25 protein-coding genes and 1 tRNA gene are annotated in these 23,269 nt (G+C 35.9%); 13 read left to right on the top strand and 13 right to left on the bottom strand.

The window, feature by feature from the left end; genetic code table 11:
• Nucleotides 1–3: 3 nt before the first annotated feature.
• Both DF947_RS13335 and DF947_RS13330 read right to left on the bottom strand, forming a co-directional pair.
• Nucleotides 4–1,200 (bottom strand): ankyrin repeat domain-containing protein, encoded by a 1,197-nt coding sequence (locus tag DF947_RS13335; RefSeq protein WP_109930531.1) that lies wholly within the window; start codon nt 1,198–1,200, stop codon nt 4–6.
• A 2-nt stretch (nt 1,201–1,202) separates the two neighbouring features.
• Nucleotides 1,203–2,381 (bottom strand): ankyrin repeat domain-containing protein, encoded by a 1,179-nt coding sequence (locus DF947_RS13330; protein WP_109930530.1) that lies wholly within the window; start codon nt 2,379–2,381, stop codon nt 1,203–1,205.
• A gap of 371 nt (nt 2,382–2,752) precedes the next feature.
• Between DF947_RS13330 and DF947_RS13325 the strand changes: the two genes are divergently transcribed.
• Nucleotides 2,753–4,972, top strand: a complete 2,220-nt coding sequence (locus tag DF947_RS13325) for an NADP-dependent isocitrate dehydrogenase (protein WP_109930529.1) — start codon at nt 2,753–2,755, stop codon at nt 4,970–4,972.
• 190 nt (nt 4,973–5,162) lie between these two features.
• On the opposite strand, the gene DF947_RS13320 is transcribed toward DF947_RS13325, so the two are convergent.
• Nucleotides 5,163–5,678 carry a hypothetical protein gene (locus DF947_RS13320; protein ID WP_146202916.1) on the bottom strand — a complete coding sequence of 172 codons (516 nt, stop codon included), beginning with the start codon at nt 5,676–5,678 and terminating at the stop codon, nt 5,163–5,165.
• A gap of 336 nt (nt 5,679–6,014) precedes the next feature.
• Between DF947_RS13320 and DF947_RS13315 the strand changes: the two genes are divergently transcribed.
• Nucleotides 6,015–6,422 carry a hypothetical protein gene (locus DF947_RS13315; protein WP_109930527.1) on the top strand — a complete coding sequence of 136 codons (408 nt, stop codon included), beginning with the start codon at nt 6,015–6,017 and terminating at the stop codon, nt 6,420–6,422.
• 103 nt (nt 6,423–6,525) lie between these two features.
• On the opposite strand, the gene DF947_RS13310 is transcribed toward DF947_RS13315, so the two are convergent.
• Both DF947_RS13310 and DF947_RS13305 read right to left on the bottom strand, forming a co-directional pair.
• A complete protein-coding gene (locus DF947_RS13310; protein WP_109930526.1) occupies nt 6,526–8,358 on the bottom strand; it encodes a DNA polymerase III subunit gamma/tau in 1,833 nt (610 codons plus the stop codon).
• Nucleotides 8,359–8,431: 73 nt separating this feature from the next.
• Nucleotides 8,432–9,304: an AraC family transcriptional regulator gene (locus DF947_RS13305; RefSeq protein WP_109930525.1), complete on the bottom strand. Its 873-nt coding sequence runs from the start codon at nt 9,302–9,304 to the stop codon at nt 8,432–8,434.
• 174 nt (nt 9,305–9,478) lie between these two features.
• Between DF947_RS13305 and DF947_RS13300 the strand changes: the two genes are divergently transcribed.
• From DF947_RS13300 to rplI, 4 genes are all read left to right on the top strand, one after another.
• Nucleotides 9,479–10,072, top strand: coding sequence for a hypothetical protein (locus DF947_RS13300; protein WP_109930524.1), 594 nt, complete (start codon nt 9,479–9,481; stop codon nt 10,070–10,072).
• A 295-nt stretch (nt 10,073–10,367) separates the two neighbouring features.
• Nucleotides 10,368–10,724 (top strand): 30S ribosomal protein S6, encoded by a 357-nt coding sequence (gene rpsF / locus DF947_RS13295; protein ID WP_109930523.1) that lies wholly within the window; start codon nt 10,368–10,370, stop codon nt 10,722–10,724.
• Nucleotides 10,724–10,987 carry a 30S ribosomal protein S18 gene (rpsR, locus tag DF947_RS13290; RefSeq protein WP_010599582.1) on the top strand — a complete coding sequence of 88 codons (264 nt, stop codon included), beginning with the start codon at nt 10,724–10,726 and terminating at the stop codon, nt 10,985–10,987. The genes rpsF and rpsR overlap by 1 nt, the downstream gene beginning before the upstream one ends.
• 13 nt (nt 10,988–11,000) lie before the next feature.
• Nucleotides 11,001–11,444, top strand: a complete 444-nt coding sequence (rplI, locus tag DF947_RS13285; RefSeq protein WP_109930522.1) for a 50S ribosomal protein L9 — start codon at nt 11,001–11,003, stop codon at nt 11,442–11,444.
• 130 nt (nt 11,445–11,574) lie between these two features.
• Here rplI and DF947_RS13280 read toward each other — a convergent pair whose 3' ends face one another.
• Nucleotides 11,575–12,279, bottom strand: coding sequence for an SDR family oxidoreductase (locus DF947_RS13280; RefSeq protein ID WP_109930521.1), 705 nt, complete (start codon nt 12,277–12,279; stop codon nt 11,575–11,577).
• Between the two features lie 314 nt (nt 12,280–12,593).
• Nucleotides 12,594–13,067, bottom strand: coding sequence for a hypothetical protein (locus tag DF947_RS13270; RefSeq protein ID WP_109930519.1), 474 nt, complete (start codon nt 13,065–13,067; stop codon nt 12,594–12,596).
• 65 nt (nt 13,068–13,132) lie between these two features.
• Between DF947_RS13270 and mtgA the strand changes: the two genes are divergently transcribed.
• Nucleotides 13,133–13,861, top strand: coding sequence for a monofunctional biosynthetic peptidoglycan transglycosylase (mtgA, locus tag DF947_RS13265; protein ID WP_109930518.1), 729 nt, complete (start codon nt 13,133–13,135; stop codon nt 13,859–13,861).
• 77 nt (nt 13,862–13,938) lie between these two features.
• Here mtgA and DF947_RS13260 read toward each other — a convergent pair whose 3' ends face one another.
• Both DF947_RS13260 and DF947_RS13255 read right to left on the bottom strand, forming a co-directional pair.
• Nucleotides 13,939–16,356: an AsmA family protein gene (locus tag DF947_RS13260; RefSeq protein WP_109930517.1), complete on the bottom strand. Its 2,418-nt coding sequence runs from the start codon at nt 16,354–16,356 to the stop codon at nt 13,939–13,941.
• 114 nt (nt 16,357–16,470) lie between these two features.
• Entirely contained in the window at nt 16,471–16,950 is a 480-nt protein-coding gene (locus DF947_RS13255) for an ABC transporter ATPase (RefSeq protein WP_109930516.1), read from the bottom strand.
• Nucleotides 16,951–17,000: 50 nt separating this feature from the next.
• Between DF947_RS13255 and DF947_RS13250 the strand changes: the two genes are divergently transcribed.
• Nucleotides 17,001–17,471 (top strand): hypothetical protein, encoded by a 471-nt coding sequence (locus DF947_RS13250; RefSeq protein WP_109930515.1) that lies wholly within the window; start codon nt 17,001–17,003, stop codon nt 17,469–17,471.
• Nucleotides 17,472–17,849: 378 nt separating this feature from the next.
• Here the strand turns inward: DF947_RS13250 and DF947_RS13245 are convergent, their stop codons facing one another.
• Entirely contained in the window at nt 17,850–18,638 is a 789-nt protein-coding gene (locus tag DF947_RS13245) for a (Fe-S)-binding protein (RefSeq protein WP_109930514.1), read from the bottom strand.
• 69 nt (nt 18,639–18,707) lie between these two features.
• Nucleotides 18,708–20,003: a (Fe-S)-binding protein gene (locus DF947_RS13240; protein ID WP_109930513.1), complete on the bottom strand. Its 1,296-nt coding sequence runs from the start codon at nt 20,001–20,003 to the stop codon at nt 18,708–18,710.
• A 230-nt stretch (nt 20,004–20,233) separates the two neighbouring features.
• On the opposite strand from DF947_RS13240, the gene DF947_RS13235 reads away from it, so the two are divergent.
• The 5 genes from DF947_RS13235 to DF947_RS13215 all read left to right on the top strand — a co-directional run bounded on the left by DF947_RS13235 (nt 20,234) and on the right by DF947_RS13215 (nt 22,390).
• Nucleotides 20,234–20,306 (top strand) — tRNA-Phe (locus DF947_RS13235).
• A 199-nt stretch (nt 20,307–20,505) separates the two neighbouring features.
• Nucleotides 20,506–20,868: a VOC family protein gene (locus DF947_RS13230; RefSeq protein ID WP_109930511.1), complete on the top strand. Its 363-nt coding sequence runs from the start codon at nt 20,506–20,508 to the stop codon at nt 20,866–20,868.
• Between the two features lie 11 nt (nt 20,869–20,879).
• On the top strand, nt 20,880–21,320 hold the full coding sequence (locus DF947_RS13225) for an EVE domain-containing protein (RefSeq protein ID WP_109930510.1): 441 nt from the start codon (nt 20,880–20,882) through the stop codon (nt 21,318–21,320).
• Nucleotides 21,313–21,771: a MarR family winged helix-turn-helix transcriptional regulator gene (locus tag DF947_RS13220; RefSeq protein WP_109930508.1), complete on the top strand. Its 459-nt coding sequence runs from the start codon at nt 21,313–21,315 to the stop codon at nt 21,769–21,771. The genes DF947_RS13225 and DF947_RS13220 overlap by 8 nt, the downstream gene beginning before the upstream one ends.
• An 82-nt stretch (nt 21,772–21,853) precedes the next feature.
• Complete coding sequence (locus DF947_RS13215) at nt 21,854–22,390, top strand: hypothetical protein (protein ID WP_146202915.1); 537 nt, start codon at nt 21,854–21,856, stop codon at nt 22,388–22,390.
• A gap of 122 nt (nt 22,391–22,512) precedes the next feature.
• Here the strand turns inward: DF947_RS13215 and DF947_RS13210 are convergent, their stop codons facing one another.
• Both DF947_RS13210 and DF947_RS13205 read right to left on the bottom strand, forming a co-directional pair.
• Nucleotides 22,513–22,941 (bottom strand): SRPBCC family protein, encoded by a 429-nt coding sequence (locus DF947_RS13210; protein WP_109930504.1) that lies wholly within the window; start codon nt 22,939–22,941, stop codon nt 22,513–22,515.
• A 101-nt stretch (nt 22,942–23,042) separates the two neighbouring features.
• Nucleotides 23,043–23,195 carry a DUF2256 domain-containing protein gene (locus tag DF947_RS13205; RefSeq protein WP_109930502.1) on the bottom strand — a complete coding sequence of 51 codons (153 nt, stop codon included), beginning with the start codon at nt 23,193–23,195 and terminating at the stop codon, nt 23,043–23,045.
• Between the last annotated feature and the right edge of the window lie 74 nt (nt 23,196–23,269).

Genomic DNA, 23,269 nt, shown 5'->3' with positions numbered 1-23,269 from the left:
TAATTAAGATTGTTTCATTAATAATTCTACTGTTTTTGCTTTATAGTTATCATCAGATGCCAGCATTAATGCCGTTTGGTCCATATCATTGGTTATGCTTGCATCGGCTCCTTTTTCGAGCAACAATTTTACTTTTCGGTATGTTTCTTTTGCTTTGTCGTAATCGTCGTTTACGGGGTAGGCACAAACCTGGTGTAAAAGCGTGTTTCCATTGCTATCCTGTGCGTTAATGTTTATGGTGTTTGTGTCTAAAATGGCGCTTAAAATGTACAAAGACTTCCCGGCAGCCATTTCTAATGGAGTTTTTTCTTCTCCATACCTTTTACAGACTCTGTATAAATCGGCTCCATCGGCAATTAGCTGTGTAATAATTTCTCGGGTTTTCTCTTCGCTATCAAAATTCACTTCAGCAAGGTATTCGAATAAAACAGTCCAGTCTAAGCCATTCAATTCGTTAAGCTCGGGCTGTACATATGCACTTAATCTTTTATAGGCTTCTAGGTCTCTATTCCAGATAATGGCATAATAAAAGGCATTGTTCCCAGTATTGTCTGTATGGTTCGGATTGGCACCATTCTCTAAAAGAACAGGCAAGAGATTGGTTCTTCTAAACCGAAGCGCCGAAAGTAATGGAGTTTCATTTGCGGCATTGGGCATATCTATCTGTAAGCCATTATTTTTCAACAGTGTAATATGTTGGCTTAGCAAATCGGCGTAGTCTTCTTGCGTATATCTATACCTGCAATAATCTGCCTTAATGAGCTGGTGCACAATATCTTCGTTCTCGTTGTTTCTAAAATTTACATCGCAGTCAAAGTTTATTAAGGCCTGTATATTTCTAGAATTGGCACCTCTTGTAAAAGCGTAGCTAAGCAGGGTATCACCATTTATTTCATCATTTACATTTGTAAAATGGCCGATAAACACGTCAAAAAAAACGTTAATTTCTTCATCAATATTTTGGGAATTGAACAGGCTGTCGAAGAAGCTATAATCAAAGCTATCATATTCAAAAATATCGGTCTCCATTATTTTATAATGTGCAAAAAGATGAAGTATATCAAACTGTTTTGCCTCGATTAAAATGGTGTAAATAGATTTTTTGGTGTGCTTGTCCAAATCTGTTGGCAACCTTTCTCCACTGCCAAGTCCAGCCAGCGCACTTAAAAAATCTCCCGACCTTATTGCTTCTTCTAACATAATTATGCGTTTTTCATTAAAAGCTCAACTGTTTTAATTTTTAGGTTATCATCAGATGCGAGCATTAATGCCGTTTTATCCTGATCGTTTGTAAGGGAAACATCAGCTCCATTTTCGATTAGCAACTTAACTTTTCGGTAAGTTTCCTTTGCCTTGTCTGCTTCGTAATTTACATTATACGCACAAACCTTATGAAGCATGGTGTTGCCACCAGCATCCTGTCGGTTAACATCAATATTGCCCGTTTCCAAAACAGCTTCCAAAACATCAGCAGATTTTTCAGCAATTAAATCGAGTGGGGTGGTTTCCCTGCCATAATAAATACTGGTTTGATAAAGGTCGGCACCATCATCTATCATTTTGCAGAGCAATTTTAAAGCATCTGCAGAGTTGTACATCATGCGTACATATTCAAAAAGCAAGGTAACTTGATCACGGTTTTGAACATCAAAATCTGGCGTGCCATAATCTCTGAGCTTATTGTAAAGCTCCAGATCCAATTTATGCGCTACGGCATAAAAGAAAGCAGAATTTCCGTCTTTATCTACATCGTTCGGGTTGGCTCCATTTTCCAAAAGCACATCTAAGTAATCTACCTTATCAAATTCTACGGTTGCAATTAAAGGTGTTTTCTTTACGATATTTGTGGCATTGACGTCCAAACCTTCGTTAATTAAGAATTCGATGTAAGAGCATGTTAAATCTGGTTTCATCAAATTGGTTTTAATTACCTGATGAATAAAATTCTCTTCTGCATTGTTCTTGAAATTTACATCGCAACCGGCATCTACAAGAATTTTTATCTTTTGAAGACTTGCGCCCTTTTCAAAAAAATATCCGAGTAAAGTTTTAGCACCAACTTCATCGTTCAGATTATCAAATTTTGATATCAGCGATTTAAAAAAATCCTGACCTTCAGCGCTATCTTTTAAATTTCTGATTATGCTTTGAAATATACTTTTATCGAAATTTTCCAATTCATAGATGTCGGTTTCAACAGCCTTTGTTTTTATTAGATAATCGATTATCTCAAATTGATCGCCACGAAAGAGATTATCGAAGATTTGCCATTTGGCGTAGTCCTGGATAGTTTTTGGAAGTTTTTCCCCATTATTTAATTGCAATAAGGCTTCAGGGTAATGGCCTGAATTTAAAAGTTGTTCTAATGTTTGATCACTCATTATTTAAGTATGTTTTTTTTAAAAAATCTGACATACTTAGACACGGCAATTCGAAAAAGATATTTAGAATGGAGTAAAAAAGGCACCCGGATTTATATCGTTTTAGATTTGCTTATCGCATCTAAATAAATCAATAATAAAATGTAGGGTGATTGTGGCGCAATGATTATTGCTGGGCTAAATTATGAAAAAATTGTAAAGAATAAATCGATATTACCAATAACCTTAAATCCGTTGGTAAAAACTTTAAATAACATTGCAATGTTCCTAAATTCATCTGATTATTTTATCTTTAGGCGATTTTAAAATAATCGGTTTTTTCAAATAAACTCGATTAATCATTAACCTTAATAAGCAAAATCAATATAAACATGTCAAATACATCAAAAATTATCTACACCAAAACCGATGAGGCGCCAATGTTGGCAACCTATTCACTTTTACCTATTGTACAAGCTTTTACCGCATCAGCAGGTATTGATGTAGAGACCAGAGATATTTCTTTAGCAGGAAGAATTTTGGCAAACTTTCCGGAGTATTTAAAAGACGATCAAAAAATTAGTGATGCATTGGCTGAGCTTGGTGCATTGGCTACCACTCCAGAAGCCAACATCATCAAATTACCAAACATATCGGCATCTATTCCACAATTAGTGGGTGCAATCACCGAATTACAATCGCAAGGATATGCCATTCCGAATTATCCAGATAATGCGCAAAGCGATGAAGAAAAAGCAATCAAGGCAAAATATGCAAAAGTTTTAGGTTCAGCGGTTAACCCTGTTTTACGTGAGGGTAATTCAGATCGTAGAGCGCCAAAGGCTGTTAAAAATTATGCTAAAACCAATCCGCATTCAATGGGAAAATGGTCTGCAGATTCGAAAACCAAAGTTGCAAGCATGAGCGAAGGCGATTTCTATGGTTCAGAAAAATCGGTAACCATTGCAGAAGCCTCGCAATTTAAAATAGAATTTGTTGGTGCCGATGATGCTGTGAAAGAATTAAAGGGTCTATCGCCTTTAAAAGCAGGCGAAGTAATTGACAGTTCAACGTTGAGTTTATCGGCTTTAAAAGCTTTTGTTGCAAAAGAAATTGCCGAGGCTAAGGCTGAAGGCGTTTTATTATCAGCACATTTAAAAGCAACGATGATGAAAGTTTCTGATCCATTAATTTTTGGTGCAATTGTAGAAGTTTACTTTGGCGATGTTTTTACAAAATATGCTGATTTATTTAAAGAACTAAATGTTGATACCAGCAATGGTTTGGGCGATGTTTATGCGAAAATTGCAGGCAATCCTAAACAGGCAGAAGTTGAAGCTGCATTAGCCGCTGCAATTGAAAATGGGCCGGCTTTAGCGATGGTAAATTCGGATAAGGGAATTACCAATCTTCACGTTCCAAGTGATGTAATTGTTGATGCTTCGATGCCAGCAATGATTCGTACTTCGGGTCAGATGTGGAATAAGGACGGAAAGCCTCAAGATACCATTGCTTTAATTCCTGATCGTAGTTACGCTGGTGTTTATACAGCAACGATAGATGATTGTAAGGCAAACGGTGCTTTTGATGTAACCACAATGGGCTCAGTACCAAATGTGGGTTTAATGGCACAAAAAGCCGAAGAATATGGTTCTCACGATAAAACTTTCCAAGCTTCGGCAAGTGGAACCATTCGTGTAACAGATGCTGACGGTAAAGTTTTCTTCGATCAGAAAGTAGAAAAAGGAGATATCTTCCGTATGTGCCAGACTAAGGACGCTCCAATTCAGGACTGGGTTAAACTTGCTGTAAACAGAGCACGTTTATCAGAAACTCCAGCAGTTTTCTGGTTAGATGAAAAACGAGCACACGATAGAGAAATTATTGCTAAAGTAAATACCTATTTAAAAGACCACGATACAACAGGCTTGGATATTAGAATTTTGGCTCCAATTGAGGCGACCAAATTTACTTTGGAACGCATTCGTAAAGGCGAAGATACCATCTCGGTAACCGGTAATGTACTGCGTGATTATTTAACAGATTTATTCCCGATTTTAGAACTTGGAACTTCTGCTAAAATGTTATCTATTGTTCCTTTAATGAATGGCGGTGGTTTATTTGAAACCGGTGCTGGTGGTTCTGCTCCAAAACATATTGAGCAATTTATAGAAGAAGGTTATTTGCGTTGGGATTCTTTAGGCGAGTTTTTAGCTTTACAGGCCTCTTTAGAACATTTATCTCAAACCCAAAACAATGCAAAAGCACAAGTATTGGCCGATGCTTTAGATGAAGCAAATGCTAAATTTTTGGCAACCGATAAATCTCCTGGTAGAAAATTGGGAACTATAGATAACCGAGGTTCGCATTTCTATCTAGCTTTATATTGGGCAGAGGCTCTGGCTACACAATCAAAAGATGCAGAACTAAAAGCAAGATTTGCACCTTTGGCGAAAGCTTTAATTGATAATGAATCAAAAATAAATCAAGAGTTAATTGGATCGCAAGGCAAGCCTCAAAACATTGGTGGATATTACAATCCGAATGATGATTTGGCAAGCAAAGCAATGCGCCCAAGTGAAACATTAAACAGTACTTTAGCTTCTTTGTAAACTAATTGTTGATATTTAAACGCCTTGATTTAAAATCAAGGCGTTTTTTTTGTGCTTTTACAGATAGGTAAATATTAAATTAACACCCCGGTCTGCGACCACCCCTCTGAGAGAGAGGAATAGCAAACTGCCTATAAAAATCGGGGGGAATTCCCCTCTTCTAGAGGGGTGCCTGAAAGGCGGGGTGTTTTTATAACATCAAATTACTTTTCGGTAAGTGAGACACCAACGATAGATAAAAGAAAATTATTGAAGCGCCAATCATAACAAAAAATAAGTTAAAAGAACGCGATTTTTCTTTCTCAGTATTGTTAAAAATTGTAAACCCATCCACTTCAAGTTTGTAGACGGAAATTTCGTTTCCTAATCGAATCGATTTAAACCACACTGTTACCTGGGCAGAATTCTTCAGAGCATTATTTAAACTATCCACGCTGCTTTCACTTGAATGTATTATTTCTATGCTTTCGGAGATTCGAAATCGTTCATCTCTATTTTTCAACTTGAATTTTAAAGTAAGGAATTTGTCAACCTGCTCTCCGAATAAAGACTTATGATTGTCATGGACAACTTCAATATTAACAGTAGAAGTGTCGAGTGGTGCACTTATTTTTTGAAGGTTAGATTGCAAAAACGTGATGTCGACCAGAATATATATTGCTATACAAAGCATAGCAAAGGCAAATATCAGGAGTTTACTTTTCAAAATCACCGTTATAAATTGATTGTTTTCAGTGAGTAAATTTATATTATTTTTTTATCGGATAGTGTTTCGCTGATCAAAATATTAAACTAAAACCTCGGCCGGTGAGATATCACTCCATAGGTTAAATTTTTTCGCGTGAGGGATAGGAGCGGTATCCTTTTTGTTTTTCAAAATTTTAATAATATAAAAAGTTAAAAACAAAAAGATTTAGCGGATAGCCCGACCCTTGCGCAACTTGGGGCACGCCCAGATAATAATTTATAATAACTCAATTAAAGAACAAACCTTATCGCCATCAAATTGTTGTATTCATATAAATTAAAGGAGACCAAAATCATGGCAAATAACGAAAACCAAGGATCAAAAGATAAAATACATAGCACTACAGAAAATAGCGAAATCAATAAGGAAAATCTTTCTTATGATGAAACAAAACAGAGTTACGAGCTTGATGTAAAGGGTAAGGATGAAGATTACGATCACCCAATGGGTTATGAAACTGTTGCTGTTGGTGCAAAGGATGATGATTCTACCTATGATGAAGCCAATCCTTATGTTGGTGATGAGTATGCTACCGATGAGGAGATAGCAAACGATAACTTAGAGGAGTTGGGTATGCATGTGGATAATGGAGAGAGCGTAAAGCTTAGTCCGGAAGATGAGATTTTGGCCCGCACGCCAGAAGATAATCGCGATGATCTTGATGAAGAGGGCTATCCAATTAATGATGAACCCCTAAAATAGTCGGATGGATTGCTGTATAGCAATTACTAATCGGCGAAAACAATCATAATTAGAAGAGCAGGATGATGCATGAAGTGTGATCCTGCTTTTTTTTGGATTTGATTTAGGGATTAATATCTAGATTAAACCTTCTTCGAAGTTCATCTAACTTCGGGTTTTTATTAACCAGATAATCATACTTTTCCCGGTTGCCGTAAAGTCTGTTTTCTATTTTGCGCTCAACGAGATTAAAGGTAATATCTACAGCAAAATTCTGTAGCTCGTTTCTTAAAAAGTTCATCAATTCTACAGATTCCTGTTGAACAAACTGTTCCTGGGTTTTGCTTTCTACCGAAATTTCGATCAAAACTGGATTAACGAGTTTTGGTGGGAAGTTATTAAGGATGGTAAACAGGTTAATTTTATCGGTTGCTTTGAGTAACTTAATATAGTTATTCCAAACTTCCAATAATCTATCATAGCTGAAAGGTTCCCGAGCCTCGCCGGTGGCTTTCTTTGGTCCACCATCCTCATCGCCATTGGCAACTCGATTTAAATCATTTAACGAGGGGATTAACGTACTTGCTGCATTAGTTTTTGGAATGTTAATGCTGATTGAAGATGCGGAAGGCATCGTATTTTGCCTTTGAACTTCCTTTGGTTTTTCCTCTATAGAAATACTTGACGCAACTTCTGATTTCGGAATATTTAAGGAGGAAGAGGAAAAGTTTTCGCTTTCTACTTTTGGCTTTTGGCTTTCTGCTTCAATAGCTTTTTCGGCTACGTTATTAGTTTTTTTTTTATCCTGATCTGAATCAGTTGCTGTGTTATTGGTATTTAAAGGCTGTTGGGCGAGTTGAACCACGGATCGGATATGGCACATCTTAATCAACGCAAGTTCGACTTGAAGCCTTTGGTTTTTAGAGTTTTTATAATTTAAATCGCAGGTATTGGCTAAATTAAGTGCCGTTAATAGAAACGAGAGTTCTGTTTGTCTACATTGATCTAAATATTTCTGCTTGATGTTTTCGCTTACTTCTAACAGTTTAATGGTTGCAGCATCTTTACCCACCAATAAATTGCGGAAATGCGTTGCCAGGCCATTTATAAAGTTGTTGCCATCGAAACCGTTATTCAAAATTTCATCAAATAAGAGTAAGGTCTGGCTAACTTCTGCTGCGGTTAAATGGTTAGTAAGCTTAAAAAAATAATCGTAATCTAAAATGTTTAGGTTATCGATTACAGATTTATAAGTGATGTTCTTATTTGCATAACTCGCGATTTGATCGAACATCGAAAGCGCATCACGCAAACCACCATCTGCTTTCTGCGCAATAATATGCAAACCATCTGGCTCGAAAGCAATGCTTTCTCGCTGAGCGATGGTTGCTAAATGACTTGAAATATCTTCTACCTGAATTCTGTTGAAATCAAAAATCTGACAACGGGATAAAATGGTAGGCAGAATTTTATGTTTCTCGGTAGTTGCTAATATAAATATAGCGTAAGATGGAGGTTCTTCTAGCGTTTTAAGGAAAGCATTGAATGCATTTGCCGAAAGCATGTGCACCTCATCAATAATGTATATTTTATACTTTCCAGCTTGTGGCGGGATACGAACCTGTTCAATCAAACTACGGATATCATCAACCGAGTTGTTTGATGCCGCGTCTAATTCGTGAATATTAAAAGAGTGCCCGGTTTGAAAAGAAACACAGTTTTCGCATTGTCCGCAGGCCTCCATATCGGCTGTAGGGCTGGTGCAGTTAATGGTTTTTGCCAGGATTCTTGCGCAGGTGGTTTTACCAACACCACGTGGGCCACAAAATAAAAATGCCTGGGCAAGCTGATTGTTTTTGATGGCATTTTTAAGCGTACCTGTAATATGCTGTTGCCCAACTACGGTTTCAAACGTGGCCGGACGATATTTACGGGCAGAAACGATAAAATTTTCCATCGGCACGAAAATAGGAATTTTTTGTTGAGTTGAAATGTTGTAAAGTTGGAATGTTGAAAAGTTGACGGATCGACTATTTTATAACCGATTTTAATTCGTGCCGATACTGCGAGGCGCTTTTGCCTGTAAATTCTTTAAACAGCTTGTTAAAATGGCTAAAGTTGTTAAAGCCGCTTTCAAATGAAATGTTGGCTATGCTGATGGGTTTCTCGGCCAAAAGCTTGGATGCATGAACCACGCGATACTCATTTACAAAACGCGTAAAGGTTTTTTTTGTTATTTTTTTGAAATATCTGCAAAACGAAGGAACGGTCATACTTGCCATTTCTGCAACAGCTTCCAAACTAATCTGATCTTGAAAATGATCTTTAACGTAATTGAAAACCATATTAATGCGGTCGTTGTCCTGAATTTGCATTTCCATAGAAAAACCTGCAGCATTTAAGATTTTGTAATCATTGGTATGTTCCAACTCCTTTAAAACACTTAATAAAGTTAATAGTCGGGTAAACGGCGGTTGATCATCCATCATTTCGATTCTTTTACCTACGGCTATTTTGGTAGCCATCCCAAAGGCAATTCCACCCTTTGCCTTGTCAAAAAGTTCTTGGATCCCTTTTATCTCCTGTAACCCCAAAAAGTCGGGTCCCAAAAAATTAGGCTTCATCTGGATTACGGTTTCATTTTTATTCCCGGTGTTGGTATCGGTAAAACCACAATGGGGCAGGTTGCTTCCAATCAGAATTAAATCACCTTCGGTGTAATAAGAAATATGGCTTCCGATTTGTCTTTTGCCTGCCCCACCATTTACGTAAACCATCTCTATTTCAGGATGATAATGCCACAAATGGGCCATGTTATTGGCATTTTGCACATATTTTGCGTAACGGAATGAACTGCCAAAAGAGGGTTCTATGGCTTCGAAACTTGGTTTTAATGTTTTCATATTTAACTTCACAAATCTACTCAAATAAATATACTTTATTGTTCTGATTACAATTATATGATAAATTTAAGGGTAATATAGCATAGAAATAGGAAAATATGCAATCAACTATCTTACAGCGAAGTAGGTAATTTAGCCTTGTCAAATAATTACAAACTCTTTAAGCACTTGGTTATGAAAAATTTCTTAAAAATCAGTTTAATTGCAGCGATGTTTTTCTCTGCTTCTGGCGCATATGCAAATGATGATGTTTTCTCCTTAAAGGTTAAAAGTGAGAAAGAAAAAAATATTCGTTTTTTTATAAACGAAGCAAATGATATAAACTTTTCTCTTTATGGAGACGGTGAAGAAAAACTATTCGAAGAAAATATCCACACAAATGGTGCTTCTACCAAAACTTATAATTTAGAGGCTTTTCCTGATGGCAACTATACATTAAAAGTTGAAACAGGTTCAAAATTGGCTGAGTACGATATTGTTATTGCGAATGGCTTGGCATTGGTATCTGCACCAACCATTACTGAGGTTTTTAAACCCGTTATTACAAAAGATAATCAGGTTATTACATTAAATGTAGAAAGCAAAGATAAAAACCCAATTAAAGTTCAGGTTTTTAACGAGTTTAACGAAGAATTATATTCTGAAACTTTTACAGATAAAGCAAAGTTGACTAAGAAGTTTTATGCTGGTCAAACAGATTCGAAAGTTTTAACTTTTATTGTAAAATCCAACAAACAGACATTTATAAAAAATGTTGATGCAAATTAATCCCCGCTAATTGAAATACAAAAGGGAGATTGTCTTTATGATGATCTCCCTTTTTTTTATTCACTGAATTTATTTGTTCTTTTGGAATGTAAACTCAGGTTAATGAATGCAGTTTACTTCAAAGCATAGAATGCTAAATTTCAACTAATTATAGCATAGAGCTTTTTATTATAGGATGTTATAGAGTTTTCAAACCTTTTTCTTATTAAAGGTTTGATTTTAAGAAATATATTGCTACTTTTGCATCCCCGTAATATACCTCGGGATTAACAAATTAAAAACATAATTTATAACAATGAATCAGTACGAAACTGTTATCGTTCTAACCCCATTGTTATCTGAAGAAGCAGCGAAAGAGGCATTAGCCAAATTCAAAGCGGTTCTTGTAGATAACGGTGCCGAAATTATCCAAGAGGATAATTGGGGTTTGAGAAAATTAGCGTATCCGATTGAGAAAAAATCAAACGGATTCTTCAACTTAACTGAATACAAAGCTTCAGGAGATTTGATCGCAAAATTAGAGCTTCAATTAAAACGCGATGAGCGTGTGTTACGTTTCTTAACTATCCGTTTAGACAAACACGCTGTTGCTTACAATGAGAAAAAACGTAGTGGTGCGTTTAACAAAAAAACTAAGGAGGCTGTAGCGTAATGGCAAGAGAACAAATACAATACGTAACCGCCCCTAAAGTAGAGGATAACCGTAAAAAATATTGCCGTTTCAAGAAAAACGGTATTAAATACATCGATTACAAGGATGCAAACTTCTTGTTGAAATTTATTAACGATCAAGGTAAATTGTTACCAAGACGCCTTACTGGTACTTCGTTAAAATTCCAACGTAAAGTGGCACAAGCAGTAAAACGTGCTCGTCACATCGGTTTGTTACCTTTCGTTGCAGATCAATTAAAATAGGAGGCTCAGAGATATGGAAATTATTTTAAAACAAGATATTAAAGGCCTTGGCGAGAAAGATGATGTAGTTAATGTAAAACCAGGTTATGGTCGTAACTATTTAATCCCTCAAGGATTTGGCGCTTTGGCTACTTCTTCTGCTAAAAAAGTTTTAGCTGAAAACTTAAAGCAAGCTGCTTTTAAACAAGATAAAATTAAGAAAGATGCTGAAGGTATTGCAGAGCGTTTAACTGATGTTAAACTTTCTATCGGTGCTAAAGCTGGCGAAAGCGGAAAAATCTTCGGAGCTGTTAACACAATCCAGATTGCTGAAGCATTAAAAGCTCAAGGCTTTGATGTAGATCGTCGTCGCATTACTTTCGAAACTGAACCTAAATTTGTTGGCGAATATGTTGCTAACTTAAACTTACACAAAGAAGTTAAAGTTCAGGTTCCTTTTGAAGTTGTGGCTGAATAAGCATTTCTTTAAAATATAAAAAAAGTCCTTTCAGAAACTGGAAGGACTTTTTTTTTGTGATGTAAAATGTAAAGATGTCAGATGGATGATGTGCGGAATTCCATCTTACATCTTACATTGTCCATCAAACCTATCCCTTTGGCGTAGTGGGTCTAATTTCTATTTTACTTGGTAGAGTTCTAGCCGGCATAGCCAATAAATCTACAATTAGTTTACCCATATCCTCAGGCTGTATTTTCCATGCATCGGTTTCTGCATCTGGATTGTGATCATTAAAATGACTAGCAACCGAACCTGGCATAATCGTACTTACTTTAATGCCGTATTTTCTTAAATCGAGCATAACCGATTGCGTAAAGCCAGTTAAACCGAACTTACTTGCATTATACGCCGAACCTCCAGCAAAAAAGTTTGTTCCGGCTAAGCTTGATATGGTAAAAATGTGTCCTTTGGTTTTTTTGATTTCTTCCAAACTGGCCTTAATGCTATAAAATACACCGGTAAGATTCGTGTCGATGGTCTCATTCCATAATGCTACGTCAAGCTCATCTATCGGAGCAAAATGACCAACGCCTGCATTGGCAATTAACACATCTAGTTGTCCCCACTTTTCGATAATTAGATTTATTGCATCTTGTTGAGATTTGAAATCCTTTACGTCAGCTTCTATTGCTAAAACATCGCCATGGTTTACTAAACTCGAAGCAGCAGTATTTGCAGCTTCTAATGTTCTGCTGGTAATGGCTACCTTGTAACCTTCTTTTAAAAGTGATTCGGCTATACCAAAACCTATTCCTTTACTTCCTCCTGTAATTAGGGCTACTTTTATGCTCATGATAATTCTTTTTGATTTAACGATTGAAAAGCAAATATGTTTAATAAGAAATCAAATATGGTTATTGGAATGTAATTCAAATCTATTTTGGTTTTTTTAGTATTATGCAACAATTACCAGATTTATCGAGGAAGCTAGAAAGATGCATGCCATTAATTTTTATGTCCATTCTTTTTGTAAGCGCACTATCAAACATTATTTTACCAAATTTAATCTCGTAAAATTCTGAAGGATTATAATAAATGGAATCCGGACTTTGTGGTACTTCATTAACGTCGAAACCACCATATTCTAAAAAACCATCATTATCGATATCAGTAAATGGGGCAGGTCCCCCTCCTTGTTTTTTTGTCGTTATAAACACAGTCCACTAAAAATGTAAGACTATCTTTAAATAACGAATAGGCAACTATTCTATTAAAATTTGGTCTATCATCAATTTCTAAAAACAGGAAAATCTTTTGTCCATTTTTAATTAATCTGTTATACTTACTATCTTCTATAAATTTGTATTTCTTGTCAAGATAGATGGTTTTTCCATTCCTAATAAATGCGTAATTATAATTGCTGTAATCCTTTTTGTCAAAATATATTCGTTTAAGTAATATGCTATCTTGTTGATTTATTTTTAAAGTGATTGCTTTATAACCTGTGTCGGTTTTTTTGAGCGATTTTTCAAAATTCTTGATTGCAATTACAGCTGTTTCGGTTTTATTTTGATTTTTAACTTTTGGAGGGCTACAGGCAATAAAAATTATGGGAAAAGCGAAGAGCAATAATATTTTCATGTATCGAATATATGAAAATCGGTAAGCAATAATTATGGATTATCCTTTTTTATTACCTTTACAGCATGGCCAAAACCCGAAATACTCGATCGAAAACCAAAATAAAACATCCGCTTTTAAAAAGGATTACCAACATAGCAACTAAGGTGTTTTTATACTTTTTGCTGGTTTCTGTTTTTTGGGTAATCGTATTGCGTTTTATAAATCCGCCTATTACGTTGTTAATGGTTTTAAGAAACATTGAACGTAAAGCAGATGGAAAGCCTTTTAAAACGGAGAAAAAGTGGGTCAAATTTGAAGACATGTCTGATAACATGAAGCGTGCTGCGGTTTCGGCAGAAGACCAACTGTTTTTAAAGCATATCGGTTTTGATATGAAAGCCATTGAAAAAGCTTTTGCCAGCAATGCTAAGGGCAAAAAAGTTAAGGGTGGAAGTACAATCTCTCAGCAAACGGCTAAAAATGTTTTTCTATGGCCTGGTCGATCATGGATTCGGAAGGGATTTGAGGCTTATTTTACCTTATTGATTGAGCTTTTTTGGAGTAAGGAAAGAATTTTGGAAGTATACCTGAATGTTATAGAAATGGGTGATGGCATTTATGGTGCAGAAGCCGCCGCTCAGGAATATTATGGAAAATCCTGTAAAAACTTATCTAAAAATCAGGCAGCGTTAATAGCCTCATGCTTTCCAAATCCGAGAAGGTGGACGCCTAAAAATGCTACGCCTTACATCAGGCATAGGCAGTATCTTATTTTAAGGAACATGAAAAGGCTAGGGCCACTCGATTTTTAAGATAAGATGTTAAATGGAAGAGGTAAGATGGGTAGCAATTTGCCATTGTCAATAGTCTATCATCCATTTTACATGTCTTAGTCATGGTCCTTATTCCACCTAATTTTAATTCCACCTTTTTCGTCATCAACTGCTTTTAGGTGCAATACTATGCCACGCATTCTGGCTTCGCGTTTTTCACTTTTAGTTAAATTTTCATCACCTTTCGGATTTCTCAGCGGAATATCCATTTCAACTGCTGTTCCTGGGCCTAGTGCATAAACACCCTTTACATTGAAATTCATGGCACTAGAATTTATCTGCATAGGACTAATCTCAACCTTATCGCCCTTAATATTCAGGGTTCCATCTAGATTTTTAATTTCCACATTAGAGAGATTTCTATTGGCAAAAGCGAACTTTCCTACCTTAACCATCGGATCAAAGTTAACCAGCGCTGCATTGTTTAGGTTAAAAACTACTTTTCCATTTATTGAACGTGGAAGGATCTTGCCGGTATGAGAGATTCGCCCAGAAATGTTAACCAATGATGATAGATAACCCTTTAAGTTTTTATTGGTAATGGTGTTCTGTCCAAAATTATCAAAGGAGTAAAAAAAATCTTTAACGCTTACATGGCTAATTTTAGAGTTAATTTTAAAGCTATTGGAGGCTGATTCCTGAATAATGCTTCCATTTAAAGAAAGTAATCCGCCGGCATGTGCCACGCTAATCTTATTAAAGAAAATGCCTTCGCCACGTAACGAGATGTCTGCATCAAGATTTTTAGCGGTAAATTTATCGTAAATGGCTTTATCTACAGTCAAGCGAATATTCATTTTGGAGACTTCTAAAACATTGCTTAGTTCTTTAGAAGCGGCCTTCATAGAATTATTCGACTTGGTTTTTTTCTTTGTGCTCCTTGGTCCTAAAAAGGGTAAAAACTCATTTAAGTATAACTGTGGACTATGCATTTTTAGATTAACCAGAATTTTATCTGGATCGGTATAATATAAATTTGCAAAATTTGCGATGTTACAGCTTACATTAAGTTCGCTTTTTCCCAATTGAAAATGACCGTTTTGGATGGATAAATCATTTTGGTCGAACTTAATGTTCAGCGCACTTTTTACCAGATGCAATTTGCGGGGAACATATAAAATATCCGCATCGGCAATGTCTATTTTTCCAGATACCACAGGTTTTGTAAATCTGAAATTATCGATATCGGCCTGACAGTAAAGCCTTAGGTTCGCCGTTCCATTTTTAAATTCAAAATCATTTGTTCCTAGCGAATTGTTTAAGTTGGATAGAGGAAACTGAGAGGTTACTAAACCTGTAGCAATAGGGCGGGAGAGATTATTTACGGTAAAAGTTTCTATGCTTAACGGCGCATTAAAATATTTGGCGGTAAGTTTACTGAACTTTATAGATGAATTTTCATCTCCAATTATTCCGCCAACGGTATCCTGATTGGTAAAAGCACCATCAAAATTACATGCCGTTAAAGTTCCGGCCGGAATAGTAACCGCATTGTCTCTAACTTTTATGCCAACTTTGATCAATGGGTCACCATATTTCCCGGAGCCATCATCAACTATATTTCCTCGGATATCAATGGGTTTGGCTATTCCGAACTTTAAGAGTTTTGAAGATATATTTGGAGATAACAAAAGTGCAACATCTCTAAATAGAATATCATCAACAGCAATACTTATGGCAAAAGCAGATTTGTCAAGCTCTATCTTAGCTCCGATTTTAAAAGGATGGCCTCCAATATTTAATACTTCAGGATCTAGAATTACGGCATCTAAATCTCTACTGTAATGTGCCGAAAGTGTTCCTTCAAGCGATTTATCCTTTAAAAAACTTCCCTTTCTGGTGTTAAATGCAAAATTATTAACCTGGGTTTTAAGTTTGATCTTGCCCGTCCAACCGCTGTCAGGATATTGCATTCTGCCTTGAATCTGATCAATATTGAAATTGAAAAGCTTAAATCTTTTTTGGTTATCCAGTACAAGGTTAACCTTGTTAAAGTCTATTTTTTTAACCTCAAGCGCCGAGGATTTTGAAGAGGATTTTTTTTCTCCTTTTGGTTTACTTTTAAAAATACTGGTGTTGCTGTAACCTGAAGAGTCGGTATAAATGTAAATTGAAGCATCGTTTATGGCAATTTGATTAATGTTAATATTACCTACTATAAGTGAGAGCACGTTCAGCGAAACATCAATATCCTGAGCTTTTAACAAATCATGCTTATGCCTTGCCCATAAACTATCTCTCAATAAAACGCCATTTAAAGAAACGGAAACACCCGGAAAACTTTTAAGCAAAGTTGGTTCCATACTTGTGGCCGTAATTTTTCCATTAAGATTTTTGTTTAACTGCTCTAGTATAGAGGCCAACACTTCCTTTTTATTCCGGCTGATGTAAAACGCTCCAGCTAACCAGGTTAGAATAACTAACAAGAGCAGTACCGAAAGTATTTTTAAGGAGATTTTGAGCCAGCGTTTCATAAATATTAATTGGTTTAAGCAATATAATATTTTTTACGGGCTAATTGTTTGACGTAATGAGAATTAAATACGAATAGAGATAAAGGTTTTGAAAATGATTGTAACAATAACGGATTATAATAAGTGAGCAAAAACGGTTGAATGCCAGCTGTTTTGAAATGGAACTTCCCATTTTGTATTCAAATCGGCCAAAGTCTGCACCATATTATTAAACACAATCGTATCGGGTGTAACTTGCTTTATGTTTACCAACGTTTCGAAATCTTCCTTGCTGTTAACAATAACATCATCATTTACTTTATAAGCAATATTAAATCGGTTAAAAAGATCTATGTTGTATTCTTGCTCAATTTCTTTTATTAACCGCACGGAACTATCGATAGAACAACCTGTAACGTTTGCCTGAGTTTCATCAACAGTAAGAATAATAAAGAAGCCATAACGGATTTCGGCTTTTGCAAGCAATTCGTTACCATGAGCTTTCCATTGATTGGTAAAAGACTCTAATTTTTTAAGGATCTCGGTTTCTTCAGCTGATGTAAATTTACGGTTGCTTTGGTAGATCCAAACTCTAGATTGTGGAGAAAAACTCATATACAAATTTATGATTTTATTTAATTTGCTTTGTCTAAAATATCAGCCTTATGAAAAAGTTTACATTGAGCTTGAAATTACTTCTTATTCCAGCCTTTTGCCTATTTCTATGCGCTTTTTCCGATTCAGATTCTATTGATGAGTATGTTGGATATCTGCAAAAGTCTTTAACCGATCATTACGATTTTAGTCAGGAAAGCAACCAGATAAAGCGCTATGAGCTAAATGTTACTAACAATGGTTTTTGTAGATACAAGCGATATTTTAATAATGGTAAAACAGAGTATTTCGCGTTTAAGCTGGCTAAGTTTAAAGATATGGATTATTATGGCAGTACCGAATCTGGGAAGTTGTGTCTGCATACCAAAGGTGATGATGTGATTGTGCAAACCTATAAAGACAAGGGAGGAGATGTAGATTCTATGGCAACACAAATAACCATTCCGGTTAAAAATATAGAAGCTGAGGATTTAAACAGGATAAGGGAGAGTCTAAATAAAATAAATCCCCAAACCCCCTAAAGGGGGCTTTTCCTAGCGATAGCAAAAACTATGCGCTTATAAGCTAGGGCAAAAAAAATCAAACCCTTTCCGTAGATAGAACTATTACCACCTAAAAGGGCTTTACACAACGATAGCAAAAACTAGGCGCTTCTGTAATCATAGCGAAAAATATTATAACCAACCTTTTTTCATAGTTGGGTACTTCTTGCAATTTTTATGAACGGTAGAAAGTCAAAGTCCCCTTTAGGGGATTTAGGCGCTTAAACCCTTTTCCATATCTGGAGGTTCGCCAACCAGAATCAATATGTTTTAGGTTGGTGAAGCATCAGCATTGGGCACTGGTTGCACTTTACATGACGGTAGAAAGTCAAAGTCCCCTTTAGGGGATTTAGGGGTTTAAAGTCCGTTTGCTCTTGCGGTAATCTCTGCTATATCCAATACCTTAACTTCCTGTTCCTTATCCTTTAATTTGATGCCGTCACTAAGCATGGTCATACAGAAGGGACAACCAGCCGCAATAACCTGTGGATTGGTTTCCAGTGCCTCATCAATACGTTCTACATTGATGTCTTTATTTCCCTTTTCAGGTTCTTTAAACATTTGTGCGCCACCGGCACCACAGCATAAACCATTGCTTTTGCAACGTTTCATTTCTACCAATTGCGCATCTAAAACTTCTAATGCTTTTCTTGGTGCTTCGTAAATTCCATTTCCCCGACCTAAATAGCAAGGATCATGATAGGTAATCTTTTTGCCTTTAAAACTCTCACCACCTTCAGCTTTAAGCTTTCCTTCGTTTATTAAATCCTGAATAAGCTGGGTATGATGAATCACTTCGTACGTTCCACCCAGGCCTGGATATTCATTTTTAATGGTATTGAAACAATGAGGACATCCCGTAACTATCTTTTTAATGTTGTAGGCATTTAGCACTTCGATATTGGTCATGGCCTGCATTTGAAACAGAAATTCATTTCCGGCACGTTTTGCAGGATCACCAGTGCAACTTTCTTCCGTACCCAAAACAGCATATTTTATCCCTACATGATGTAAGATCTTGCAGATGTCTCGGGTAATTTTTTGCGCTCTTTCATCGTAACTTCCAGCACAACCCACCCAAAATAAGATTTCCGGTTCTTCGCCTGCAGCCATCATTTCGGCCATTGTAGGGACTTTAAATTCCATTTCTTTAGTATCGAATGTTTAGTATCTAGTTTCTAGTATCAGGTAATTATTATAAGTATCAGGCCGGTATTAGTTTCCTTCTGCCCAATTAAAACGATCAGCTGGAGAATATTTCCAAGGTGCCTGATTGTTTTCAATATTTCCCATCATGGCGTTAATACTTGCTGGCGCCTGCGATTCTTCCATTACAGCAAAGCGGCGCAATTCCATAATAATTTGTAAAGGATCGATATTTACCGGACAAGCCTGAACGCAGGCATTGCAACTTGTACATGCCCAAATTTCCTCTCTTGTAATGTAATCATCCAATAAAGATTTTCCATCCTGATGCTCTGCACCATGTTTGTCGATGTTTTTTCCAACTTCTGTAATCCGGTCGCGGGTGTCCATCATAATTTTTCTTGGCGATAATAATTTACCTGTAATATTTGCGGGACAAACCGAGGTACAGCGACCACATTCTGTACAGGTATAGGCATTCATTAAGTTTACCCAAGTCAAATCCGTCACATCTTTAGCTCCAAATTTACCCGGTTCAGTTTCTGCAGGAACAAAAGAGGGATCTAACATCGCTTTCACTTCATTGGTAACTGAAGGCATATTTGTAAATTCTCCCTTTGGCTCCAAATTTGAAAAATAAGTGTTTGGGAAAGCGAAAAGAATGTGGAAATGTTTTGAGTAGGGCAGGTAGTTTAAAAAAGCTAAAATCCCCAAAATGTGAAACCACCAACAACCGCGTTCTAACATGATTAATGCATTTTCTGACGAAGGTAATAAGGCTTGTAAGTATTGACTGATTGGGAAAGAACCTGCGGTAACGTAATGGCCAACGCCTAGAGTCTGTAATTTTGCATCGGCGGCATTCATCAATAAGAATGCAGTCATCAGCAAAACTTCGGTAATTAAAATATAATTGGCATCTGATTTTGGCCAGGCTGTCATCTCGGTGCCTCTGAAACGTTTTAATTTTAAGATATTTCTGCGGATTAAGAAAATAACACAAGAAAGCCAAACGGTTAAGGCTAAAATTTCGAAAGAGCCGATTAAAAAATCGTATAAACCACCAAGTCCGTGAAAAATACGGTGTGTTCCAAAAAGTCCATCGATCATAATTTCTAAAACTTCGATGTTGATGATTACAAAACCAACGTAAACGAAGAAGTGCAAAAAGGCAGGTATAGGACGAACAACCATTTTAGATTGACCAAAGGCAACCTTAATCATTGTCATTAATCTTTTTTGAGGTTGATCATTACGATCTACTGCCTTACCCAAACGGATATTGCGGATAATTTTTCGAAAATTAACGGTAAACAGCACAATTGCTGCAAGTGTAAATACAAGAAAAAGGATTTGAGCCACCATGCATTTTAGGTTTGTAGCGCTAAATTAGGATATTTAATTCAAATAAATTACTATGCATGCATAAAAAAATCTATAATTTTTTTGTTTGGATTCATTCTATGCTTATTAAAATCTGAAGATTAAAAATGCCAAAAAAAATTAATTAATTGATAATCAGTGGCACAGGGATTTTTTTGAAAAAAAATTTTGCTTTTGAAAAAAGAACGCTACATTTGCAATCCCAAACGGTTGGTGCCTTAGCTCAGTCGGTAGAGCAAAGGACTGAAAATCCTTGTGTCGCTGGTTCGATTCCAGCAGGCACCACAACCCAAAGCCTTACAGAAATGTAAGGCTTTTTTGGTTTTCTATGGTCCGTCTTATTATCTAAACCAAGTCTAAAAGCCATTTCCAATCCTCATCTTTGGAAACGACTGTAAATTTTTCTTCCTCATTTAAAAATTAAAAAAATATTCGTTTTATGTTGTCGAGTATATTATATTTGTGACAACAAAAATAAATTTAAATGAGAAAATTAGAATTTGCATCTCTTCAAGTAAGAGATTTAGAAGTATCAAAAGCTTTTTATATCGATAAACTGGGATTTGAAGCATCCGAAATGAGCAATCCACATGCTTGCGTTTTTAAGTACAATAAGGGAGAAGCCAGTTTTGCCATAAGAACACCCATTGGAAATATAAACGACAAAGAGTTCGGTGTTGGCGCTTCACTTTGGTTTGCTATTGATGGAAAAATTGAAGTGCTGCAACATCAGTTTTCAGAAAAAGGCCTAATTGTTTTAGGAAGCATCAACCAGACACCTTTTGGTAAAACGCTGATGGTCCAAGATCCGGATGGTTATATTATTACTTTTTTGGAAACAAACTAAAACAGCGCCGAATGAAGGAGAGAAATTTAAAATACTGGATAGTTGTGGCCTCAAAAGATCATGTAAAAAATGGGATTGCTGAAGGAATTGCTCAGGCCTGCCACGGAAAATCTTCCCCATTAAAGCGAATGAAGAAGGGAGATTTTGTAATTTATTATTCGGGGAAACAAACACTTGGTATGCCAGACAAATGCCAAGAATTTACGGCGCTCGGAAAGGTAATTGATGATGAAGTTTATCAGTTTCACGTTTCGGAAGACTTTTGCCCTTCAAGGCGCAATATCGAATTTTTGCCATGTGAAGATATTTCAATTCTTCCTTTAATTGAGGATTTGAATTTTATTCAAAATAAAAAAAGTTGGGGTTATCCATTCCGATTTGGTTTCTTTGAAATAAATAATCACGACTTTGAGTTAATTTCATCACGAATGCTTAAACATCATTATGCCTAAAGAAATAGAATTTCATTTTAAAAGTCCGAAAGATAGTCCAGGTTATTTGCTTGGACAAGTTACCATGCTTTGGCAACGTAAACTAAAGAAATGCCTAGATCCATTAGACTTGACGCAAACACAGTTTGTTCTGTTGGCTGCCTTAGGCTGGCTATCAAAAACGAGCAGTGCAGTTACACAAGTAGATATTGCCAACCAAAGCAATGCAGATAGAATGATGGTATCTAAAGTATTGCGAACATTAGAAGATAAGGGCTTTATAACGCGGCAAGAACATGAAAAAGACACAAGGGCAAAAACCATTAAATTAACGCCTAGTGGCGAAATTGTTTTGCAAAAGGGACTTGTTGAAGTAGAAAATGCAGACCTAGAATTTTTTGCTCCATTGGATACTAAAATTTCTACATTTAATAAAAGTATGGTTCAACTTATTGAAAAAAATAGCGAATAACGATTACAATAATCATGTTCAGTATTTTATGCTACATAAAAAAATCAAAATGACGCGAATATCGACATACCTAATTCTGTACTTGCTTTTAACTTTAAATAGTTGCAAAGGCCAAAAAGCTAAAGAACATTTAAGAATTTCTGATTTTAAGTTTAAATCTATTTTCGGAACGATTTCCAAGGAGCCGAAGAATACTTATTGTTTACTTGGGTCAGGATTTTTTAGAACGCCCAGATCAGAAAATTCAGACTCTCTGATCATTGATTGGTTAAGTAAGCATCGGAATGCCTTCGTGGTTCCGGTTTCTTCTTTTGGGCCATCACAAATCCAAGAGCAAGATTCAAAAATAATTTATTGTTGGGTAATAGATCGTAAAGATACTTTGAATAACTATTTAATAAAAAATGGCTGTTTCCCTGGTGGAACTATGATAAGACCAAAGGCTTGGGATGAAATGGAAAAAAGTGAGAAGCAATCATATGAAGATGAAAAACCTGATGTTAAAGTTTTTGTGGATAAAAAAGGATATAATATTTTTATTGAGCAAATAAAGACGGCAGAACAGTATGCAAGGGAAAATAAACTTGGTATCTGGCTTAAAGGGCAAGAAGAGCGGTAGAAAATTGCAGCTAAATATTATTTGCAAGTTCAACGGACAATTAAAAAAACTAATCTTTATGAAAATTCCAGCAATGTAATGAAACAAAAATAATGGTCGGACGACAAGTGTTGGAAGATTAACTATTTGTTTTCTGACAACAACTTTATCTTATCCAAAGCCTTTGGCCATGTTTCTTCGAAATAAGCCTGCATTTCTGCATTACTATCCATGGTAATTAATAATTCAGTTTTCCCATCTTTTTCGCTGAGGTTGTAATTTTCTTTTGCACCGCTCCATTCATGATTTAAATCTTCTTTGCCGTCCTTAATCATACCTAAATGTTCTATTGACATAAATTCGTTTGGAATATTATCGGCAATTCTTGAAACCATTCCTTCATTATTAGAATCTAGAAATAAAGCTTTACTTCCCTTTTGCCAGTCTGTTTCTGCTTTGGAGCCTTCTGCAAATACGGCAGCCCACTCAGGATAAGAATCTTTTCCCAAAAGAACAGCCCAAACTTTTTCTGCTGGAGCATTAATTTCGATGCTGATTTTTATTTTATCCATGATCTTCGTTTTATATTCAAATATGAAACTCTTTTTATAAAAAACTACGGTGTAAAGGCGACATATTTAAGGGGCATTTTAGCAATATTAGATTTAATAGCTCAATCTGATTTAGATTGTTTTTCTCTTCTGCAACGGTCACTACAATATTTTACATCACCCCAATTTTTGGCCCATTTTTTACGCCAGGAAAAAGGTTTTAAACAGACCAAACATATTTTACTTTGCAGGTGTTCTTTCTTTACATTCTTCATTTAAAACTCATATTTATTTATTCAATTGGGTATCAAGCATAAAAATTCATTAATCGATAGATAAATCCATTTCA

It is taken from the genome of Pedobacter paludis (genome assembly GCF_003173575.1).
In the GTDB taxonomy this organism is placed as follows: domain Bacteria; phylum Bacteroidota; class Bacteroidia; order Sphingobacteriales; family Sphingobacteriaceae; genus Pedobacter; species Pedobacter paludis.
Note: the sequence above shows the minus strand (reverse complement) of the source record. Positions and strands in the feature narration are given on the sequence as shown.

Coding starts and splice junctions, on each gene's coding strand:
- DF947_RS13335 (WP_109930531.1), bottom strand. CDS start 1,200: ATGTTAGAAGAAGCAATAAGGTCGGGAGATTTTTTAAGTGCGCTGGCT.
- DF947_RS13330 (WP_109930530.1), bottom strand. CDS start 2,381: ATGAGTGATCAAACATTAGAACAACTTTTAAATTCAGGCCATTACCCT.
- DF947_RS13325 (WP_109930529.1), top strand. CDS start 2,753: ATGTCAAATACATCAAAAATTATCTACACCAAAACCGATGAGGCGCCA.
- DF947_RS13315 (WP_109930527.1), top strand. CDS start 6,015: ATGGCAAATAACGAAAACCAAGGATCAAAAGATAAAATACATAGCACT.
- DF947_RS13310 (WP_109930526.1), bottom strand. CDS start 8,358: ATGGAAAATTTTATCGTTTCTGCCCGTAAATATCGTCCGGCCACGTTT.
- DF947_RS13305 (WP_109930525.1), bottom strand. CDS start 9,304: ATGAAAACATTAAAACCAAGTTTCGAAGCCATAGAACCCTCTTTTGGC.
- DF947_RS13300 (WP_109930524.1), top strand. CDS start 9,479: ATGAAAAATTTCTTAAAAATCAGTTTAATTGCAGCGATGTTTTTCTCT.
- rpsF (WP_109930523.1), top strand. CDS start 10,368: ATGAATCAGTACGAAACTGTTATCGTTCTAACCCCATTGTTATCTGAA.
- rpsR (WP_010599582.1), top strand. CDS start 10,724: ATGGCAAGAGAACAAATACAATACGTAACCGCCCCTAAAGTAGAGGAT.
- rplI (WP_109930522.1), top strand. CDS start 11,001: ATGGAAATTATTTTAAAACAAGATATTAAAGGCCTTGGCGAGAAAGAT.
- DF947_RS13280 (WP_109930521.1), bottom strand. CDS start 12,279: ATGAGCATAAAAGTAGCCCTAATTACAGGAGGAAGTAAAGGAATAGGT.
- DF947_RS13270 (WP_109930519.1), bottom strand. CDS start 13,067: ATGAAAATATTATTGCTCTTCGCTTTTCCCATAATTTTTATTGCCTGT.
- mtgA (WP_109930518.1), top strand. CDS start 13,133: ATGGCCAAAACCCGAAATACTCGATCGAAAACCAAAATAAAACATCCG.
- DF947_RS13260 (WP_109930517.1), bottom strand. CDS start 16,356: ATGAAACGCTGGCTCAAAATCTCCTTAAAAATACTTTCGGTACTGCTC.
- DF947_RS13255 (WP_109930516.1), bottom strand. CDS start 16,950: ATGAGTTTTTCTCCACAATCTAGAGTTTGGATCTACCAAAGCAACCGT.
- DF947_RS13250 (WP_109930515.1), top strand. CDS start 17,001: ATGAAAAAGTTTACATTGAGCTTGAAATTACTTCTTATTCCAGCCTTT.
- DF947_RS13245 (WP_109930514.1), bottom strand. CDS start 18,638: ATGGAATTTAAAGTCCCTACAATGGCCGAAATGATGGCTGCAGGCGAA.
- DF947_RS13240 (WP_109930513.1), bottom strand. CDS start 20,003: ATGGTGGCTCAAATCCTTTTTCTTGTATTTACACTTGCAGCAATTGTG.
- DF947_RS13230 (WP_109930511.1), top strand. CDS start 20,506: ATGAGAAAATTAGAATTTGCATCTCTTCAAGTAAGAGATTTAGAAGTA.
- DF947_RS13225 (WP_109930510.1), top strand. CDS start 20,880: ATGAAGGAGAGAAATTTAAAATACTGGATAGTTGTGGCCTCAAAAGAT.
- DF947_RS13220 (WP_109930508.1), top strand. CDS start 21,313: ATGCCTAAAGAAATAGAATTTCATTTTAAAAGTCCGAAAGATAGTCCA.
- DF947_RS13210 (WP_109930504.1), bottom strand. CDS start 22,941: ATGGATAAAATAAAAATCAGCATCGAAATTAATGCTCCAGCAGAAAAA.
- DF947_RS13205 (WP_109930502.1), bottom strand. CDS start 23,195: ATGAAGAATGTAAAGAAAGAACACCTGCAAAGTAAAATATGTTTGGTC.